Here is a 19,888-nt window from a genome sequence, read left to right as displayed (position 1 = left end):
GAGCATTAATGGCAATTGAAGAAGATAAAGAGCAAATATTAAATATAAAAATAGAAGATGAAGTTAAAACCTCGTATTTAAATTATGCAATGTCTGTTATTGTTTCAAGAGCCCTTCCTGATGTGAGAGATGGTCTTAAACCTGTTCACAGAAGAATCCTTTATTCAATGCATGAAATGGGACTTAGGGCTGATAAAGCATTTAAGAAGGCTGGAAGAATTGTTGGAGATGTTCTTGGTAAATATCATCCTCATGGTGATCAGTCAATTTATGAAGCACTTGTAAGACTTGCACAGGATTTTTCGTTAAGATATCCTATAGTAAGCGGACAGGGAAATTTTGGTTCTATTGATGGAGACCCTCCTGCTGCTATGAGGTATACTGAAGCTCGAATGGCAAAAATAGCTGAAGAGCTTGTTAAAGATATCGATAGGCAAACTGTTGATTTTAGAGCCAATTATGATGATTCTTTGCTTGAGCCTGAAGTTTTACCAGCTGCTTTTCCATTTCTCTTGGTTAACGGTTCTAGTGGAATTGCTGTTGGAATGGCAACAAATATGGCTCCGCATAATTTGAGAGAAATTTGTGACGCCATAGTTTATATGTTAAATCATGATAGTGTTTCTGTGTATGATTTAATTGCAATAGTTAAAGGACCAGATTTTCCTACTTATGCTGAAATTATTTATAATGAGAGTTTAGTTAAGGCTTATACGACAGGGAAGGGCAGTGTTGTTATTCGATCTCGGTATCATATTGAAGAAAAGAGAGAAGATCATATTGCTATTATAATTACACAAATACCTTATGCTGTTAACAAATCTTCCTTGCTTATGAAAATTGCATTCTTAATAAAAGAAGAAAAGCTTGAAGGTATATCTGATATAAGGGATGAATCTGACCGTGAAGGTATTAGAATTGTTCTTGAAATTAAAAAAGGTTTTGATCCTCATGTTGTTATGAATTTGCTTTATGAATATACTGAACTGAGGAAAAATTTTAGCATAAATAACTTGGCTCTTGTTAATGGTATTCCAAAACAATTAAATTTAAAAGAACTTATATCTGAATTTATTGATCATAGAAAGGAAATTGTTAGAAGGCGGGTAGAGTTTGACTTAAAAAAGGCAAGAGACAAGGCTCATATTCTTGAAGGATTAAATATTTCCTTAAGACATATTGATAGGGTAATAGAAATAATAAGATTTTCTAGACTTGTAAAAGATGCTAAAGAATGTATTATTAAGGAATTTAATTTATCAGAAATTCAAGCTAATTCTATATTGGATATGAAGTTACAGAAATTAACATCTCTTGAGATAGAGAAACTTGAAGAAGAGTTTAAAATTGTTTTGGATTTAATAAAAGATTATGAAGATATTCTTGTCAGTCCAGAGCGAGTTGTTAATATTGTAAGGGAAGAGATTATTAATTTAAGTTTAAAATTTGGCGATGAGCGCCGAACAAAAATAATTTATGATGAGGAGGTTTTAAAAACTAGTATGTCAGATTTAATGCAGAGGGAAAATGTTATTGTTATTCTTACAAAGCAGGGTTTCATTAAAAGAATCTTACAAGATGAGTATAAACTTCAAGGTATAGGTGGGAAGGGCCTTGGTTCTTTTGACTTACAAGATAAAGATCAAGTTAATATTGCTTTATGTGTAAATACCCATGACTTTTTACTTATGATTTCAAATGAAGGGAAGCTTTATGTAATTAATGCTTATGGAATTAAGGATTCTTCTAGAACTTCAAAGGGACAAAATATTCGTGAGCTTATTAATTTGGGAGAAACAGAAGAGATATTGGCTATTAAAAATTGCAATGAGTTATCTCTGGATAATTACTTATTAATAACAACAGCAAATGGGAAAATAGCTCGTATTGAAACAGAGGGCTTTAAAACAGTTAAATCAAGAGGTGTTATTGTCATTAAACTGGATGATAAGGATTTTGTTACAAGTGCTGAGATTGTTTCTAAGAATGATAAAATTATTTGTATTTCTAAGAAGGGCAATGCTTTTGCATTTAATTCAAATGATATTAGGCTTACACACAGAGGGACTCAGGGTGTGTCTGGTATGAAAGTAAGAGAGGGTGATATGCTTATTAAGGCGTTATCAGCAAAACAAGGCTCCCATCTTTTAATTGTTTCTGAGAATGGATATGGAAAGAGATTAGAAATATCTAGAGTGACTGAGCTTAAAAGAGGAGCTACTGGTTATACTTGCTATAAGAAATCCGATGAAAAGGCAGGTGCAGTTGTTGATGCTATTACAGTTGCACAGGATGATGAAATATTACTTGTAAGTAAGACTTCAAAAGTTTTACGAACATTGGTTGACAAAATATCTGAGCAAGGTAAGGATGCTAGGGGAATGCAAGTGTTATCTCTTGATGAGGATAAATTAATGTCTGTTTCAAAATTTATTAAATGATCAATTAATGTTATTTATATTGTTGGAATGTTCTACGTGGAACATTCTTTTTTTTTGGGGTTATTTTTTTAGTTGAAATTGACATAGAACAACTTTATAAAATTTTGTATTATTACAAGGAGGTTTTTGATAAAATGAGTGAGACTTTTAAAATGGTAGATATTAATCTTGTAGATGTAGATAAGTCGCAACCTAGAAAGTCTATTAATCTTGCTGAGCTTGAGGAATTAAGTATCTCTATAAGAGAAAATGGAATATTACAACCCATTGTTGTTTTTCATGATAATGGTAGATATCACCTAGTAATAGGTGAGCGAAGATTTAGAGCTGCTAAATTAGCTGGTATGAGGCAAATCTCTATTATAGAGATAGAGACAACTAGAAAGAATAAAGATTTTATGTCTTTAATTGAAAATATTCAAAGGGAAAATTTAACCCCTGTTGAAGAGGCGTATGCTTATAAAAATCTTATGGATAAGCATTCTTTGACTCAAAGAGCTTTATCTGAAAAGATAGGTAAAAATAGGTCTCACGTTGCTAATCTAGTTCGAATTTTGGATCTTGAACAGGAAATATTAAATTCTTTACATAAAAAAGAAATATCATTGGGTCATGCTAAGGTTTTATTGTCGTTAAAGGATAGTCAGGATAGGTATGGGCTTTATCTTTTAATCATTAAAAAAAAATTGTCCGTTAGAGAAACAGAAAATTATGTTAAAAATTTTTATAAACCTATTAATGATAAATCAGAAATCTCAAGAGATCCTTTTTTAAATAGTGTTAAAGAATTTTTAATAAGCAGAATACAAACTAAAATAAGTATTAAGGGAAGCAAAGAAAAAGGAAAGATCGAAATAAGTTATTTTACATCTTCTGATTTAAAAAGAATTATTTCTATTTTTGAGAGTATTAAGTAATTTTTTTTATGAGATTTATTTTTTGTCGTATGTCTTTTAAAATAATCAAAAATTCTTTTTTATTTTCTATTTTATCTAATTTAATGTTTTTAATGTTTTCTAATTCTTGTAAGAGTAGTTCTATTAATTTTATAATGTCTTCTCTGTTAAGTTGTGTTTTATTAAAGTTTATTTCAAGATTTTTTTTGTTATGTTCATCTTTTTGATAACGTGATTTAAATTCTTTTAAAGATTTTATTTTTCCATTGAGAACTTCCATTTTTAAATGAGTAGGACAAGATTTTTTAGAAATTTCATATGAGAGTGATAGTGGTAAATTGTTTATTATGAGTTGCTTATCGGAATTTTCGACAAGCAATTCATATCTTGATATCAATGAGTAAACTTTATCTTTTTTAAATCCCATACTGGTAAACCATTTGTAAAAAAGACCGTCATATTGGTTATTTCCACGTAGTTTTTCTTGTGCCTCTTTTAGTATTCTTCCAATTTCTGTGTAGGTATTATTGAATATGTTGAAAATCTCGTATTGCTTCATTTTTAAAAAATCGGCTATTTCTTTATCCAATTTTTCATATTTAAAACTTTTGTTTTGAATTATAATTAATTCTTGTTTTGCCAAAGTTTTTTCGTTTTTTACATTATTTTTTAACTTTTGGCCCATTAAAGCCATTAAAGTGTCTAAATTGTCTGACATTTTTATCCTTTGATTTTTTCTATTATTTCTTTTGTAAGCTCTAAAAAGTCCTTTGCTGCATTACTTTCTTTGTTATACATATATACTGGTATGTTTTCTTCTTGAGATTTGGAAATGCTTATATTTTTTCTTATTTTGGTATTTAAAAATTTTTCTTTGAATACTTTTTTTAGATAATCAATATATTTTTCTTTGCTTTTGTTTCTAATATCATATTTATTGATAAATATACCAGTAATCTCTAGTTCTTGATTTATCTGTTTGACAGCAGTTATTGTATCTAATAATTGATTGATTCCTTCAAATGCAAAAAATTCTGTTTCTATTGGTATTAAAAGATATTTACTTGCAACAAGGGCATTTATTGTAAGTATTGAGAGAGTAGGAGGACAATCAAGAATGATAAAATCATAGTCATCTTGTTTATATTGTTCTAAAGCATTTTTTAGAAAATTTTCTCTTGCAATTTCATGTATTAATTCTTTTTCAAGTAGTGCTAGCTTAAGACTTGAAGGAATTATATCCAAGTTAAAATTTTTAATAGGTGTAATTTTTTGTTTTTTATAGATAAGTTCATAACTTGAATTTGTATCTTCTTTTTTTAAAATATTAAACCCGCTACTGGTATTACCTTGTGAGTCAATATCTATTAGAAGAGCTTTTTTATTAAGCAATGTGATTGAATAGGCAATATTTATAGCACTGGTTGTCTTACCAACACCACCTTTTTGATTAATAATGGATATTATTTTCATAACAATTTTCTCTTAATTAGTGTATATATAATAATATTCTATTGTAGAACATAAATAGTGAAAATGATAATAGTATATATAAAATTCTTTTTAGAAAAAACTAGACAATACACATTAAGCATTTAGCATGACTAAATGCTTAATGTGTATAGAGTTTAATTAAGTTATAGACATAACTTAATTAAATCAAATTAGAGCAGAGAATTTGCTTGTAAAAATGTTATGATATTTTTTTTGTCTTTTATGTTAAATTTTATTGTAGTGTTTATTTTATCTAGGAATTTTGCGTCTGTAATTTTAATTTCCATCTTGTTTTTTGTTCGTATAAGTAAATTATATTGGTTATAGTTTAGGTTAAGGCATAATGTTTCCATTTCTTTCTTTTCTGTTAGATTTGATTTGTTGATTACTTCTTGTGCTGCTTTGGAATATGCTTTAATTAAACCCTGTTTTCCAAGCAGAGTTCCTCCAAAATAGCGTACTGTAATAATTAGGGTGTCTGTTAAATTTTTGTTTAATATGGCTTCTAGCGTAGGTTTTCCAGCTGTTAATCGTGGTTCTTTGTCATCGTTCATTCCGTTTATAAATGAATTTGAATTGCCAATTCTAAATCCATAGATAACATGAGTTGCATTTTTAAATTTCAATTTATATTCTTTTAATATTTTATTTATTTCTTCTTTTTTCTCTACATGAAAAATATATGATAAGAAAATTGATTTTTTTACTTCAATTTTTGAATAAATATTTTCTTTAGGAATTAGCATCATTTAATTTAATAATATATCATCTTTTTTATGTTGAAGTATTTTTAATTTATGTTTATTATTATTAATAATTGTTTTTTTTAAATTTTGAGTGCAAGTCTTTAAGAGGTGTTAGAAATGATATCAGGGTTAAATCCTACATTAAAATTGTTTAAGGAACATAGAATACTTTACTCTAATATGGAAAGAGGTTTAAAACCCCTCTTGGAGGTTGATAATTTTATTAATAAATACATTCAAAATAAAGAAGGTTTAGAAATTTATGATAAAGTTGTAGGCAAGGCCGCTGCTGTTATTATTTACAATATTGGACTTCAAAATGTTCAGGCAGGTGTTATTTCGCAACCAGCAAAGGACTTTTTGGAAAGTAGAGGAATAAGAGTAACCTTTAAAAGGTTAGTAGAGAAAATAAATGATAAAACTGAGAACTTGATTGAAAGCTTAGAAAATCCAGAGGAAGTTTATAAGTACCTGATTAAAAGAGGAATTATTGTAAGTAATTCTTAAAATTTGAATTTATTTGTTTTTTGATTTGGAATATACAGAAATGATTAGTCCTATATTGTATATTAATATTATTAGGCTTCCCCAGCTTAAGTAGAAATTATCTTTTCCATGATCAAAAAACCATATTCCGGAATAAATTCCCAAAAATCCTCCAATAGCAGAGGTAAGCATAATTAAATTTGGATCAATTACATGTTTGATAATTTTACTTTTACCATCTTGGATAGTTTGTCTTTCAGAAAATTTACTGTCGATGAAAACCATGGTAAGTCCAGTAAGTGTGATGCATAGAAAATAGATTATAAAGATCTTTTTAATGAGTTTAAACATAAAACTTTACCGCCTTTTAGTTTTCAGTTGTTAAAATTAAATAATAATATAAATATAGCATAAAAATAAATATTTTTTTATATGGAGATATAAAAACCAAGTACTTTTATTAAAGTAAGGGTACTTTGAGAATAATTAATTTATGTGAAATTTTCTCTTATGAATTAAATTCACGAAAATTGGAATATTAAATATTATTTATTATTTTTATGCAGTATTAAGTTTAATGCATGTTAGGTAAGCTGTATTTTAAATTTTAAGGAGATTATGTGTTATACATTGTGGGAACACCTATAGGTAATTTAGGTGATATTACATATCGTGCAATTGATATTTTAAGATTAGTTGATGTTGTATTTGCTGAGGATACGAGAGTTGCTAAGAGACTTTTATCTCATTATGGTATAGTTAAAAAATTAATTTCTTGTAATGCTATAATAGAGCATAAGAGAATTGGTTTGTTATTAGAATACTTGTCTAATGGAAAAAGCGTAGCTTTCGTTAGTGATGCGGGCACTCCTTGTCTTAGCGATCCTGGTGGTTTGCTTGTTGATGCGGCATTTAAAAATGGACATAAAGTTTCTCCTATTCCGGGTGTTAGTTCTTTGAATACAGTTATTAGTGTAAATCCTTTTAAAGATAAAGTTGTAGTATTTGAAGGATTTTTGCCAAACAAAGGAATTAAAAGGATCAAAAGGATTGAGGAACTTTATCATAGAGGTGATGCATTTGTTCTTCTTGAATCCAGTCATAGAATTTTGAAGTTATTATTTGAAATTTCTTTAGTAAATTTGGATGCTAATGTTCTTGTTGGTCGTGAAATGACAAAATTATATGAGGAATATAAAATTGGTAAACCTTTAGAACTTAAGGAATATTTTGAAGAGAATAATAAAAATAAGGGAGAATTTACGGTTTTGGTTAGCAGGAAGTCTAAAAGTTAAAATTGTTTTAAAAGATGAGAAAAAATGTATTAATGGGTATTATTGATTGTTTATAAATTATGATGAATCGGAAGTAGCTTATGAAAGAGGTTATGATTATTCAAAAAATTTTCAAATATATGTTTAAGAACAGGTAAGAGTCTGATTTGTATAATTTTGTGTATAATTAATGTATTCTGGTGCTATATATTTTGCAAATTGTGATAAATTTAGCGAGAGTATTTAGACCTTTAAGGAATTGATTTAACAATTTTTACAGTGAGTTTAAGAACAATGATAAAGGTTTTAAACATTTTTTTTAATATTGAAAATTCAAGATGGGACATAAGTTTTAAAGACGGATTTATCACTTGTCCGAATTAAGAGAGGTCTACCTATTGACGTTTTATGATAAAAAATAGGGATAAGGAAATTTACAAATGTTTAAATTGTGGGTATAAATCTTTAAAGTGGCTTGGAAAATGTCCTGAGTGTTTTAGTTGGGAAAGTTTAGAACTTTATTCTGAATTTAAATCAGGTTATGAGGGAGATTTAAGTAAATCAAAAAATGAAATTTTTTCTTTAAGAGATTTTAAACAGGTTGATAATGTTAGACATTTAACAGGCATTGAAGAATTTGATAGAGTTCTTGGTGCTGGCATTGTAATTGGTAGTGCAATTTTGATATCAGGAGAGCCTGGCATTGGGAAATCAACTTTTTTACTTCAAATTTCTAGTATTCTTTCACTTTCTGACAAAAATGTGCTTTATCTTGCAGGTGAAGAATCAATTCCACAAATTAAATTAAGAGCAAATAGACTGAGGATTTCTTCTGATATATTGATAACTAATGAGATAAATGTTGATTCTTTAATCAAAATGCTTGCAAATATTGAACTTGACTTTATTGTTGTCGATTCTATTCAAACTTTGCATTCAAAAGAAGTTCAAGGCGGGCTTGGAGGGGTTGCTCAATTAAAGCATTGTGTTTATAAGCTTATAGAGTGGGCAAGAGGTAAGAATATAACTTTATGTTTAGTGGGACATATTACGAAGGATGGTATTTTAGCAGGACCAAAAGTAATAGAGCATATGGTAGATTCTGTTTTTTATTTTGAAGAGGCAGAAAAATCGTTACGTATGCTTAGAGCTACTAAAAATAGGTTTGGCGCTATTAATGAAGTAGGTATTTTTGAAATGACGGGTTTGGGGCTTGTTGAGATTAAGGATCCCTCTTCTATTTTTTTGGAGAAAAAGGAAGAAATATCTTCAGGGATTGCTATTGGGATCATTAATGAGGGGAGTCGAGTTTTATTTGTTGAAATACAGGCTTTAGTCACAAGGACAGGCATGAATATTCCTAGAATTTTTTCAGAAAAAATAGATTCTAAGAAAATATCAAGAATCTTAGCTGTTCTTAGTAAATATTTGAATCTCAGTTTTAATAATGATGATGTATATGTGAATGTTTCTGGGGGGCTTAGGATGGATGATATAGAAATTGAACTTGCTGTTTTGGTTGCATTATTTTCTGCCAAAACCAATGTTATTATAAATCAAGATTTAATCTTTACAGGTGAAATTTCTCTTTCAGGAAAAATTAAGGCATCCTCTAATATTGAGAGTAAGGTTATTGCAGCTAAGAAAGCCGGATTTCAGCATGTTTTGGGAGCAAATTTAAGAGAGAATTATTATAATGGATATGAAGGTATAGAGAGTGTGTTAGGTGTTGTTAGGCGGTTAGTGCGAGATAGCAAAAGAGAAGGTCATGGAGACAGTCGGTTAAAAAATAGATAGTATAAAAAAATGAATATTAAGTATTGACAAAGTGTAACGTATGTTATAAAGTAGTAAGAGTTGATATTAAGAATTGGAAGAAAAGAGAAGGGAAGAGTTAAGTAAGGTTTAAGAGCCAAATAAAATAAATAACCTGTTAATTTTAAAAGTAAAGAAATAAAAATAACGAAGAGTTTGATCCTGGCTTAGAACTAACGCTGGCAGTGCGTCTTAAGCATGCAAGTCAGACGGAATGTAGCAATACATTCAGTGGCGAACGGGTGAGTAACGCGTGGATAATCTACCTATGAGATGGGGATAACTATTAGAAATAGTAGCTAATACCGAATAAGGTCAATTGAGATGTTAATTGATGAAAGGAAGCCTTTAAAGCTTCGCTTGTAGATGAGTCTGCGTCTTATTAGCTAGTTGGTAGGGTAAGAGCCTACCAAGGCTATGATAAGTAACCGGCCTGAGAGGGTGAACGGTCACACTGGAACTGAGATACGGTCCAGACTCCTACGGGAGGCAGCAGCTAAGAATCTTCCGCAATGGGCGAAAGCCTGACGGAGCGACACTGCGTGAACGAAGAAGGTCGAAAGATTGTAAAGTTCTTTTATAAATGAGGAATAAGCTTTGTAGGAAATGACAAGGTGATGACGTTAATTTATGAATAAGCCCCGGCTAATTACGTGCCAGCAGCCGCGGTAATACGTAAGGGGCGAGCGTTGTTCGGGATTATTGGGCGTAAAGGGTGAGTAGGCGGATATGTAAGTCTATGCGTAAAATACCACAGCTCAACTGTGGAACTATGCTGGAAACTGCATGACTAGAGTCTGATAGGGGAAGTTAGAATTCCTGGTGTAAGGGTGGAATCTGTTGATATCAGGAAGAATACCAGAGGCGAAGGCGAACTTCTAGGTCAAGACTGACGCTGAGTCACGAAAGCGTAGGGAGCGAACAGGATTAGATACCCTGGTAGTCTACGCTGTAAACGATGCACACTTGGTGTTAATCGAAAGGTTAGTACCGAAGCTAACGTGTTAAGTGTGCCGCCTGGGGAGTATGCTCGCAAGAGTGAAACTCAAAGGAATTGACGGGGGCCCGCACAAGCGGTGGAGCATGTGGTTTAATTCGATGATACGCGAGGAACCTTACCAGGGCTTGACATATACAGGATGTAGTTAGAGATAACTATTCCCCGTTTGGGGTCTGTATACAGGTGCTGCATGGTTGTCGTCAGCTCGTGCTGTGAGGTGTTGGGTTAAGTCCCGCAACGAGCGCAACCCTTATTGTCTGTTACCAGCATGTAAAGATGGGGACTCAGACGAGACTGCCGGTGATAAGCCGGAGGAAGGTGGGGATGACGTCAAATCATCATGGCCCTTATGTCCTGGGCTACACACGTGCTACAATGGCCTGTACAAAGCGATGCGAAACAGTGATGTGAAGCAAAACGCATAAAGCAGGTCTCAGTCCAGATTGAAGTCTGAAACTCGACTTCATGAAGTTGGAATCGCTAGTAATCGTATATCAGAATGATACGGTGAATACGTTCTCGGGCCTTGTACACACCGCCCGTCACACCACCCGAGTTGAGGATACCCGAAGCTATTATTCTAACCCGCAAGGGAGGAAGGTATCTAAGGTATGTTTAGTGAGGGGGGTGAAGTCGTAACAAGGTAGCCGTACTGGAAAGTGTGGCTGGATCACCTCCTTTCTAAGAGAAAGAAATTATTATAAGGCAAATTATTATTTTAACTCTTCCTTTGTCTTTTCAGAGACTTTTTTTGGGGGGTTTAGCTCAGTTGGTTTAGAGCATCGGCTTTGCAAGCCGGGGGTCAAGGGTTCGAATCCCTTAACCTCCATTTGTTTATTGTAAAAGTGAATGAATAAATGGAGGTTATGGCTTTTAAAGAGTAACTTTTGTTGTATTAATTGAAAGCTAGCTTCAAGAATTAAAAAAATCCTATTAAAATTTTGATTTCCAGATAGAATATTTTTTTGTTTAAGAATTTTTTTAAATTTAATAATTTACTCAGATAAAATTCTCATCTACAAGGTAAGCAATATAAAAAATAAGGGTGTTACTTATTTATTTTTTTGAATTATTTTATTTAAGTTATTTTAAAATTTTTTAGCTTGTAGGAAATAATTTTACTTCATGCAAATTTTAAGATATTTGATGTTCTTATTTGTTTTGAGTGAATAAATATAATATATGGTTTGATATTTCAGGTCATGGTTTTATATTACTTGTTGTTTTGATGGTTTTAGTGATAAATTAAAATAGACCTGACAAATTTTTATTGCATACGGCAAGCTTGGTTGAAGCATCAGAAATGCATCTTTAATTATTTTGTTGAGATTATTAAATGCTTAAGAGGGGTTGAGTTTAATTAATTGGGACCAGGAGGAGTTGAACCTCCGACCTCAGGTTTATCAGACCTGCGCTCTAACCACCTGAGCTATGATCCCTTAAATATTCTTACCCTTTAAGATTCTATTTAACTTTGTTGTATTTGTCAATATATAGTTTTTTTTTCATGATAGTTATCTGTTATTTGCAATTTTTATTTAACGTTTTTTTCAATTGTAATAAGTTTTGAATTTGATTTTTGTTTTGGTTTAGAATTGTACTGATGGATAGAGAATTTTTTATGCAAGATGCTGTGACTGTGGCTAAGTCTTTGCTTGGACATTTGCTTGTTAGGAAAATAGGTGCCAAAGAAATTATTTCAAGAATTGTTGAGACGGAAGCTTATATGGGTGTAATGGACAAAGCTTGTCATGCTTATGGGGGAAGAAGGACAAGTCGTACCAGTGCCATGTATAATATTGGGGGATATGCTTATGTTTATATGATTTATGGCATGTATTACATGTTAAACGTTGTGGCATCTAATGAACATAATCCCCATGCTGTTTTAATAAGAGGTGTTGAGCTTATTTCGCCAAAAATTGATGGGATATTTACTAATGGACCTGGCAAGCTTGCTAAGTTTTTAAATATAGATTTAAAATTTAATAAAGTTGATCTTATTAATAATGGTGAACTTTTTTTGAAAAGAGGTTTATCTTTTAATTTTGAAGTGTCATGCTCAAAAAGAATAAATGTTGATTATGCAGGTGAGGAATATGCGAATAAACTTTGGCGATTTTACATAAGGGGCAATAAATATGTTTCTAAATATTAATTTTCCTTATTTTTTTCAAGAATAGGATCGATTATTTCTGTAATAAAGTTTTCAACTTGGTATGAGGCAAAACCTATATTTTCATTTGGATTTAAGATTTCATCTATGTCTTTAGATGTTAATTTAAAACTTTGGTCATTAAGGATTAGTTTAATTAAATCGTTCTCAGTTGTCCCTGAATAAATATTTTCTTTTACTTTCATTGAATAAATTCTTATCTTTTCATGTAATATTTGTCTATCACCTCCATTTTTTGTTGCTTTCATCAATATGTCTTCTGTTAATATAAATGGCATTTCTGTTTTAACGTGTTTTTCAATCATTTTTTTATTTACTCTGATATTATTAAATACTTTACTTAGTAATATTAAGGTAGCATCAGCAGCTAAAAATGCTTGAGGAATATTGAGCCTTTTGCAGGCTGAATCATCTAGAGTTCTCTCAAGCCATTGAGTTGCTGCTATAAAACCACCACTTGATTGTAGGCTCATTATAAACTTGGCAAGGGAAGCTATTCTTTCGCTATAGATAGGATTTCTTTTGTAAGGCATTGCGGATGAACCTATTTGGTGTGGTTCAAAATGTTCTTCAATTTCTTTAAGATGTTGCATGAATCTGATGTCATTAGTAATCTTATGTGCACTTTGAGCTAGGTTGCTTAAAAAATTTAATATGGATGAGTCAAATTTGCGATCATAAGTTTGACTAGTTATTTGATAAACTTTGTCAAATCCCATTTTTTTTGCAAGATTGATATCTAGATCTTTTACCTTTTCAAAGTTAGACGCAAACAATTCTTTAAAGCTACTTTGATTTCCAACCGTTCCCTTTACCCCTCTAAAGCGCATGTTGGACATAATGAACTTAAGTTCTTCAAAGTCAAAAATTAGACTTTGAAGCCATAAGCTACTTCTTTTTCCAAGAGTTGTTAATTGTGCTTCTTGTAGATGTGTATATGCAAGTGTTACCAGGTTTTTATGCTTTATTGAGAATTTTTTTAAAGTGTTAATTAGTTTTAACAGTTTATTCTCAATGAGCAATAAAGCTTCTTTGATTTGGACTAAGTCTGTGTTATCCATTAAATATGCACTTGTGACACCAAGGTGTAGAATTTTTCTAGCATCATCACCAGCCAAATCGGCATAAGCATAAAGATGTGCCATAACTTCATGTTGGAATTTTGACTCATATTTTTTTACAAGTTCGAAATCAATGTTTTCTATGTGTTTGGATAGTTTATTGAGTTGTTTATTACTAATGTTTATTCCCAATTCTTTTTGCACTAAAGCTAAGTTGTACCACAACTTTCTCCATGTGGTGTACTTGAATTTTGGTGAAAAAATGTAAAGCATTTCTTTGCTTGCATATCTTGATTTTAACGGGTTTATATATTTATCCACTTTTGATTCCTAAAAATGGTTTTTTCTCTCTCTGCTCCAAGAGATAAAATTGAAATTTGTACCCCTACTTCTCTTTCTATAAATTCAATATACTCTTTAGCTTCAATAGGCAAATCTTCGTAATGGCTAATATTTCTGATATTTTGTTTAAATCCTTTAAAGACTTTGTATACAGGTTTAACATTCTCGAGTATTTCACACGAAGTAGGTATATAGTCATATATTTTGCCTTTAAATTCATAAGCTGTGCAAATTTTAAGGTCTTCAATGTTATTTAGTATGTCTAATTTAGTTAGGGCTAAATGGTTTAGTTCGTTAAGGCTTATTGATTTTTTTATTGTTAAGAGATCAAGCCAACCAATTCTTCTCGGTCTGTTTGTTGTTGAGCCATATTCTTGTCCTTTTTCTCTAATTTTATCCCCAATAGGACCTAAAATTTCGGTTACAAACGGTCCTGAACCAACTCTTGATGAAAATGCTTTTACTATACCAATCTTTTCCTTGATTTTTGAAATAGGAATACCACAGCCTGTTGTTGCTGTGATTAATGTATTGCTTGATGTTACGAATGGAAATGTTCCATGTTCAATGTCAAGCATTGTGCCTTGAGCACCTTCTATTAAGATAATTTTTCCTGAATTTATGGCCTGATTTAATATTTCTTCTGTATTTGTGATTGCATATTGGAGTATTGCTATACATTTTTTATATTTACTTAAAATATCATCATAATTAAAAGGTTTATGGTTGTATATTTTTTCTATAATTTCATTTTTTTCATCTAAATTTATTTTTAATTTTCTTTCAAAAATTTTAATGTCAAGTAAGTCAACAGCTCTTATGCCTGTTCTGTTAATTTTATCAGCATAACAAGGTCCAATTCCTCGTTTTGTAGTTCCGATTTTGTAAACACCCTTTTTTTGTTCATTAAGCTCGTCAAGTTTAATATGGTAAGGCATTATTATATGCGCTTTATCACTTATGAATATTTCTGTCTTTATGTTATTATGCTTGAGAGCTTCAAGTTCTTTAATTAAAATTAAGGGATCAATTACTACACCAGGTCCAAGTATACATTTTGCTCCTTGCAAAACACCTGATGGTAATAAATTAAAGATGAATTTTTTATTATTGACAACAATTGTATGCCCGGCGTTATTTCCTCCATTAAACCTTACAACATAATCTATCTTTGATGAGAGAAAGTCTATAATTTTTCCCTTACCCTCATCACCCCATTGAGTTCCAATAACTGCATAAATTGACATTTATATCTCCTATTTACTTATTTTTGCTACATTCTTTAAAGTTCTGTGTTGTTCATTAAAGTCAATGCCATATCCAACTATGAAATCATTTTCAATTTCAAATCCCGAATAGTCTATCTTTAATTCTATTAATCTTCTGGATGGTTTGTTAAAAAGAGTACAAATTTTAATCTCTTTAGGATTTTTGGTTTTTAAGTGCTCAACGATTTTTTTGTATGTAAGCCCAGTATCTATGATATCATCAAAGATGATTACGTAACTATTTTGTATATTAATATCGATATCTTTTTTTATTAGTACATTTAATGAAGAGAGAGTTTTATTTTTATAACTTGAAGCTTGAAGGAAATCTATTTTTACGTTTAATCCAATTTCTCTTGTAATATCTGCAAAAAATATAAAAGAGCCTTTAAGAAGTGATATAAAAACCACATTGTTTTTATCTTCATAATAGTTTCTAATCTTTTGCGCTAGATCTTTAATTTTGCTTTTTATTTTTTCTTCCGTGAATAAAGTTGAAATTTTATCACTCATTCAGCTTTTCATTTAACTCTCCCTTCAACTTTTGACATTAATTATTATATTTTTTTTATTAATTTAATTCAAGTTAGAGATTATAAGTCATGAGTTTAATGTGATATCATTTATTTAAAAAGAGGATGTTATAATGAATGCCAATTATGAAAAGTATAAGATGTTGGTTTTTGATCTTGATGGAACATTGCTTAATAACAATCATGAAATTGCGCCATTGACTCTTAAAGTACTTTTAAGATTAAAGAATGATTTTCATATAATTGTTGCTACTGGTAGGAGGTTATATGAAATTAAAGATGTTTTAATGCAACTTAAAGATTTGCAAATTGATGAGAGTTATATTGTAACGGCTAATGGTGCTGAGATATTTTTAAAAAATAATCTGATTTTGAGATATAAGATTAATTATGATATAGTAAGAGAACTTCTTAAAGTAAAGCGAGGGGATATTGATATTAATCTTTATACTCTTAATAATTGGTATTCTGATAGAGAGATTAGAAGTCCAATTATGAATTATTTTATTGAAACTTTAGGAATACAACCTATTATTACTGATTTATCTGAACTTGAGATAGATTCTTGTTCTAAAATAGTTTATTATTCTCATGATTTTTCTAAGCTTGAAGACTTTGCAAATAAAATCAGAGATAAAAATTTTAAAGATATAAGTATATTTTATTCTGCTAATGATCTTTTGGAAATTACAAATATTGATGCTAGTAAATATAATGCTATTAAAAGTATTGCTTTATTTGAATGTATTTCTATTGATGCTATTTTAGCATTTGGAGATAATGGCAATGATTATGAGATGTTAAAAAATGCTGGAAAAGGTATTCTCATGAAAAATGCAAACAAGTTTGTTAAGAATAATTTATCAAACAACGAGGTTACAAAATTCAATAATGATGAAGATGGAGTTGCAAAGTTTTTAATTGAGTTTTTTAATCTTGACATTCAATTTTAATTAATCTTTTTCTTATATTTTATCTAAATCATTTGGGTTTTTAATATTTGCTTTACTTTGTCTAAGATAAGTATTTTATTTGCTTATTTCCTGAATTATGTGTTTTCATGGTCATTTTGTGTGTAAATTATATGATTATTTTTCGTATCAACAATTAATCTGGTATTTTTTTTGTGTCCTTTAATTATTAGAAAAATTATTTAATAAAAAGTGTAATAATGGTATTGACATAGTAAAGTGAAAAGTATATATTATTCTATGTTGTATAAACGATTGGCAAGTTAGAGATGGAAGATAAAAATATGGTCAAAGTAATAAAGAGTCTATGGTGAATGCCTAGGAGCTTTAAGGCGAAGAAGGTCGTGGTAAGCTGCGAAAAGCTTGGGGGAGAAGCAAACATTTTATGATCCCAAGGTCACCGAATGGAGTAATCCAATTAGCTAGATGCTAATTATTTACTGCGTATGTAGTAAAGGCTATACCAGGGGAAGTGAACCATCTAAGTACCCTGAGGAAAAGAAATCAAAGAGATTCCCTAAGTAGTGGCGAACGAAAGGGGAGTAGCCTAAACTTTAAATGTGTCAAGCTGCAGAGCATTGCATTTAGAGGGTTGTAGGACGCTTGAAGCTTAGTCTGCAATAAGCTGAGAAGTTACAAAATATTTATATAGAAGAATAACTTGGAAAAGTTAGCCAAAGAAGGTGATAGCCCTGTAATTTAAATGTAAATATCTTCTTAAAGATGTTCCTAAGTAGGACGGGACACGAGAAACCTTGTCTGAATCTGGGGAGACCACTCTCCAAGGCTAAATACTATAAAGCTACCGATAGTGAAGAGTACCGTGAGGGAAAGGTGAAAAGAACCCCGGGAGGGGAGTGAAATAGAACTGAAACCGTGGACTTACAAGCAGTCAAAGCCATGATTATTCATGGTGATGGCGTGCCTTTTGCATAATGAACCTGCGAGTTATCATGTCTAGCAAGGTTAAGGCATTGTAGTGCTGGAGCCTGAGCGAAAGCGAGTCTTAAACGGGCGATTTAGTTAGATGTGGTAGACCCGAAGCCGAGTGATCTATTTATGGCCAGGCTGAAGCTTGGGTAAAACCAAGTGGAGGGCCGAACCCTAGTCTGTTTAAAAAGGCAGGGATGAGCTGTGAATAGGAGTGAAAGGCTAAACAAACTCGGATATAGCTGGTTCTCCTCGAAATGGATTTAAGTTCAGCCTTATTTTAGTGCAATAGAGGTAGAGCACTAATTGAGCTAGGGCCTGTCAAAGGGTACCAAACTCAGTTAAACTCCGAATGCTATTGTATGATGAATAGGAGTGAGACTATGGGCGATAAGGTCCATAGTCGAGAGGGAAACAACCCAGACCAACAGCTAAGGTCTCAGAAATGTGTTAAGTGGAAAAGGAGGTTTAGGTACGTAAACATCCAGGAGGTTGGCTTAGAAGCAGCCATACCTTTAAAGAGTGCGTAATAGCTCACTGGTCGAGTACTTAAGCGCCGATAATGTAACGGGGCTAAACACATTACCGAAGCTTTGGATTCTAATTTACGTTAGAATGGTAGAGGAGCGTTCTGTAAGCCTGAGAAGTTAAACTGAGAAGTTTGATGGAGGTATCAGAAGTGAGAATGCAGGTATGAGTAACGAAAAAATGGGTGAGATCCCCATTCGCCGAAAACCTAAGGTTTCCTGGGTGAAGGTCGTCTTCCCAGGGTTAGTCGGCCCCTAAGGCAAAGCTGAAAAGTGAAGTCGATGGGAAACGGGTTAATATTCCCGTACCTCTTATAGTTTCGATTGGAGTGACGCATGAGGTTAACTACTGCTAGGCGATGGTAGTCCTAGTTTAAGCATTAAGGTGTTGATTTTAGTAGGAAAATCCGCTAAAAGAGCTGAGATGTGATGATGAGTGTTGTTTAGGCAACATGAAATGTAGGTAGTCAAGGTGCCAAGAAATAACTTCTAAGGTTAGGCTATAAGGGACCGTACCGCAAACCGACACAGGTAGGTGGGATGAAAATTCTAAGGCGCGCGAGAGAATCCACGTTAAGGAACTCTGCAAAATACATACGTAACTTCGGGATAAGTATGACCTAAGAGATTAGGTAGCATAAAAATGGTCCGAACGACTGTTTACCAAAAACACAGGTCTCTGCAAATCTGTAAAGAGAAGTATAGGGACTGACACCTGCCCGGTGCTGGAAGGTTAAGAGGAGATGTTAGTGTAAAAGCGAGGCATTGAATTTAAGCCCCAGTAAACGGCGGCCGTAACTATAACGGTCCTAAGGTAGCGAAATTCCTTGTCGGGTAAGTTCCGACCCGCACGAATGGTGTAACGATTTGGACGCTGTCTCAACGTGGAGCTCGGTGAAATTGAAGTATCGGTGAAGATGCCGATTACTTGTGGTTAGACGGAAAGACCCCGTGAACCTTTACTATAGCTTGGTATTGAGGTTTGATTAAATATGTGTAGGATAGGTGGGAGACTTTGAAGCTATCTCGTTAGGGATAGTGGAGTCGCACTTGAAATACCACCCTTGTTTAATTAAGTTTCTAACTCATAGTGATATGAGGAGAGTGCCAGGTGGGTAGTTTGACTGGGGCGGTCGCCTCCCAAAGAGTAACGGAGGTGCGCAAAGGTTACCTTAGAGTGGTTGGAAATCACTCTGTAAGTGTAAAGGCATAAGGTAGCTTAACTGTGAGACTGACAAGTCGAGCAGATACGAAAGTAGGTCTTAGTGATCTGGCGGTAGCGAGTGGAAGCGCCGTCACTTAACGAATAAAAGGTACTCCGGGGATAACAGGCTTATCCTTCCCAAGAGTTCACATCGACGGAAGGGTTTGGCACCTCGATGTCGGCTCATCGCATCCTAGGGCTGGAGCAGGTCCTAAGGGTATGGCTGTTCGCCATTTAAAGCGGTACGCGAGCTGGGTTCAGAACGTCGTGAGACAGTTTGGTCCCTATCTGCCACAAGCGTTGGATATTTGAGAGGAGCTATCTCTAGTACGAGAGGACCGAGATGGACGAACCTCTAGTGTACCAGTTATCCTGCCAAGGGTAAGTGCTGGGTAGCTACGTTCGGAAGGGATAACCGCTGAAAGCATCTAAGTGGGAAGCCTTCCTCAAGATGAGATATCCTATTAGGGTCCTGGGAGAATACCAGGTTGATAGGTTAGAAGTGTAAGTATAGTAATATATTAAGCTGACTAATACTAATTACCCAAATCTTTGACCATATTTTTGTCTTCCTTATATACCCTGGTGATTAAAGAAAAGAGGAAACACCTGTTATCATTCCGAACACAGAAGTTAAGCTCTTATTCGCTGATGGTACTGCGAGTTCGCGGGAGAGTAGGTTATTGCCAGGGTTTTTTTGTTTGCATTTTGATATATTTAATAT

Annotated in this window: 14 protein-coding genes, 2 tRNA genes and 3 rRNA genes; 11 read left to right on the top strand and 8 right to left on the bottom strand. The window is 32.4% G+C overall.

Annotation, left to right across the window (positions count from 1 at the left end):
• Window positions 1-8: 8 nt before the first annotated feature.
• Window positions 9-2,441 (top strand): DNA topoisomerase (ATP-hydrolyzing) subunit A, encoded by a 2,433-nt coding sequence (gene gyrA / locus BT0_RS02155; protein ID WP_041178476.1) that lies wholly within the window; start codon window positions 9-11, stop codon window positions 2,439-2,441.
• A gap of 134 nt (window positions 2,442-2,575) precedes the next feature.
• Window positions 2,576-3,358, top strand: coding sequence for a ParB/RepB/Spo0J family partition protein (locus BT0_RS02150; RefSeq protein WP_041178475.1), 783 nt, complete (start codon window positions 2,576-2,578; stop codon window positions 3,356-3,358).
• Here BT0_RS02150 and BT0_RS02145 read toward each other — a convergent pair.
• The 3 genes from BT0_RS02145 to BT0_RS02135 all read right to left on the bottom strand — a co-directional run bounded on the left by BT0_RS02145 (window position 3,351) and on the right by BT0_RS02135 (window position 5,580).
• A complete protein-coding gene (locus BT0_RS02145) occupies window positions 3,351-4,055 on the bottom strand; it encodes a hypothetical protein (protein ID WP_011772379.1) in 705 nt (234 codons plus the stop codon). The two genes, BT0_RS02150 and BT0_RS02145, sit on opposite strands and share 8 nt — an antisense overlap.
• A 2-nt stretch (window positions 4,056-4,057) precedes the next feature.
• Entirely contained in the window at window positions 4,058-4,810 is a 753-nt protein-coding gene (locus BT0_RS02140) for a ParA family protein (protein WP_011772378.1), read from the bottom strand.
• A gap of 191 nt (window positions 4,811-5,001) precedes the next feature.
• The gene (locus tag BT0_RS02135) at window positions 5,002-5,580 is read right to left on the bottom strand and encodes a YigZ family protein (RefSeq protein ID WP_011772377.1); all 579 of its coding nucleotides are present in this window, start codon (window positions 5,578-5,580) and stop codon (window positions 5,002-5,004) included.
• A 114-nt stretch (window positions 5,581-5,694) separates the two neighbouring features.
• Here BT0_RS02135 and BT0_RS02130 point away from each other — a divergent pair, with 114 nt between their 5' ends.
• On the top strand, window positions 5,695-6,084 hold the full coding sequence (locus BT0_RS02130) for a DUF1893 domain-containing protein (protein WP_041178474.1): 390 nt from the start codon (window positions 5,695-5,697) through the stop codon (window positions 6,082-6,084).
• A gap of 9 nt (window positions 6,085-6,093) precedes the next feature.
• Here the strand turns inward: BT0_RS02130 and BT0_RS02125 are convergent, their stop codons facing one another.
• Window positions 6,094-6,414, bottom strand: coding sequence for a hypothetical protein (locus BT0_RS02125; protein ID WP_011772375.1), 321 nt, complete (start codon window positions 6,412-6,414; stop codon window positions 6,094-6,096).
• A 269-nt stretch (window positions 6,415-6,683) separates the two neighbouring features.
• On the opposite strand from BT0_RS02125, the gene rsmI reads away from it, so the two are divergent.
• The 4 genes from rsmI (at window position 6,684) to BT0_RS02105 (ending at window position 10,981) form a co-directional block, all read left to right on the top strand.
• Window positions 6,684-7,358 (top strand): 16S rRNA (cytidine(1402)-2'-O)-methyltransferase, encoded by a 675-nt coding sequence (gene rsmI / locus BT0_RS02120; protein WP_011772374.1) that lies wholly within the window; start codon window positions 6,684-6,686, stop codon window positions 7,356-7,358.
• Between the two features lie 387 nt (window positions 7,359-7,745).
• Window positions 7,746-9,134 carry a DNA repair protein RadA gene (gene radA, locus BT0_RS02115; protein ID WP_011772373.1) on the top strand — a complete coding sequence of 463 codons (1,389 nt, stop codon included), beginning with the start codon at window positions 7,746-7,748 and terminating at the stop codon, window positions 9,132-9,134.
• A 162-nt stretch (window positions 9,135-9,296) separates the two neighbouring features.
• A 16S ribosomal RNA gene (locus tag BT0_RS02110) occupies window positions 9,297-10,833 on the top strand.
• A 73-nt stretch (window positions 10,834-10,906) separates the two neighbouring features.
• Window positions 10,907-10,981 (top strand) — tRNA-Ala (locus tag BT0_RS02105).
• Window positions 10,982-11,517: 536 nt separating this feature from the next.
• On the opposite strand, the gene BT0_RS02100 is transcribed toward BT0_RS02105, so the two are convergent.
• Window positions 11,518-11,591, bottom strand: a tRNA-Ile gene (locus BT0_RS02100).
• A gap of 164 nt (window positions 11,592-11,755) precedes the next feature.
• Between BT0_RS02100 and BT0_RS02095 the strand changes: the two genes are divergently transcribed.
• Window positions 11,756-12,310, top strand: a complete 555-nt coding sequence (locus BT0_RS02095) for a DNA-3-methyladenine glycosylase (protein ID WP_041178473.1) — start codon at window positions 11,756-11,758, stop codon at window positions 12,308-12,310.
• Here BT0_RS02095 and purB read toward each other — a convergent pair.
• The 3 genes from purB to hpt are packed head-to-tail and all read right to left on the bottom strand — an operon-like array spanning window position 12,307 to window position 15,512.
• Entirely contained in the window at window positions 12,307-13,710 is a 1,404-nt protein-coding gene (purB, locus tag BT0_RS02090; RefSeq protein ID WP_011772371.1) for an adenylosuccinate lyase, read from the bottom strand. The genes BT0_RS02095 and purB overlap by 4 nt on opposite strands.
• Entirely contained in the window at window positions 13,695-14,978 is a 1,284-nt protein-coding gene (locus BT0_RS02085; protein ID WP_011772370.1) for an adenylosuccinate synthase, read from the bottom strand. Before BT0_RS02085 ends, purB begins: the two co-directional genes overlap by 16 nt.
• Before the next feature lie 9 nt (window positions 14,979-14,987).
• Window positions 14,988-15,512: a hypoxanthine phosphoribosyltransferase gene (hpt, locus tag BT0_RS02080; protein ID WP_011772369.1), complete on the bottom strand. Its 525-nt coding sequence runs from the start codon at window positions 15,510-15,512 to the stop codon at window positions 14,988-14,990.
• Between the two features lie 133 nt (window positions 15,513-15,645).
• Here hpt and BT0_RS02075 point away from each other — a divergent pair, with 133 nt between their 5' ends.
• From BT0_RS02075 to rrf, 3 genes are all read left to right on the top strand, one after another.
• Window positions 15,646-16,485, top strand: a complete 840-nt coding sequence (locus BT0_RS02075) for a Cof-type HAD-IIB family hydrolase (RefSeq protein WP_011772368.1) — start codon at window positions 15,646-15,648, stop codon at window positions 16,483-16,485.
• Window positions 16,486-16,789: 304 nt separating this feature from the next.
• A 23S ribosomal RNA gene (locus BT0_RS02070) occupies window positions 16,790-19,724 on the top strand.
• 21 nt (window positions 19,725-19,745) lie between these two features.
• Window positions 19,746-19,856: ribosomal RNA gene (gene rrf, locus BT0_RS02065) — 5S ribosomal RNA — on the top strand.
• The last annotated feature ends 32 nt before the right edge of the window (window positions 19,857-19,888 follow it).

The organism is Borrelia turicatae 91E135, assembly GCF_000012085.2.
GTDB lineage: Bacteria > Spirochaetota > Spirochaetia > Borreliales > Borreliaceae > Borrelia > Borrelia turicatae.
The sequence above is the reverse complement of the archived record's forward strand: the minus strand, read 5'-3'. Positions and strand labels throughout refer to the sequence as shown.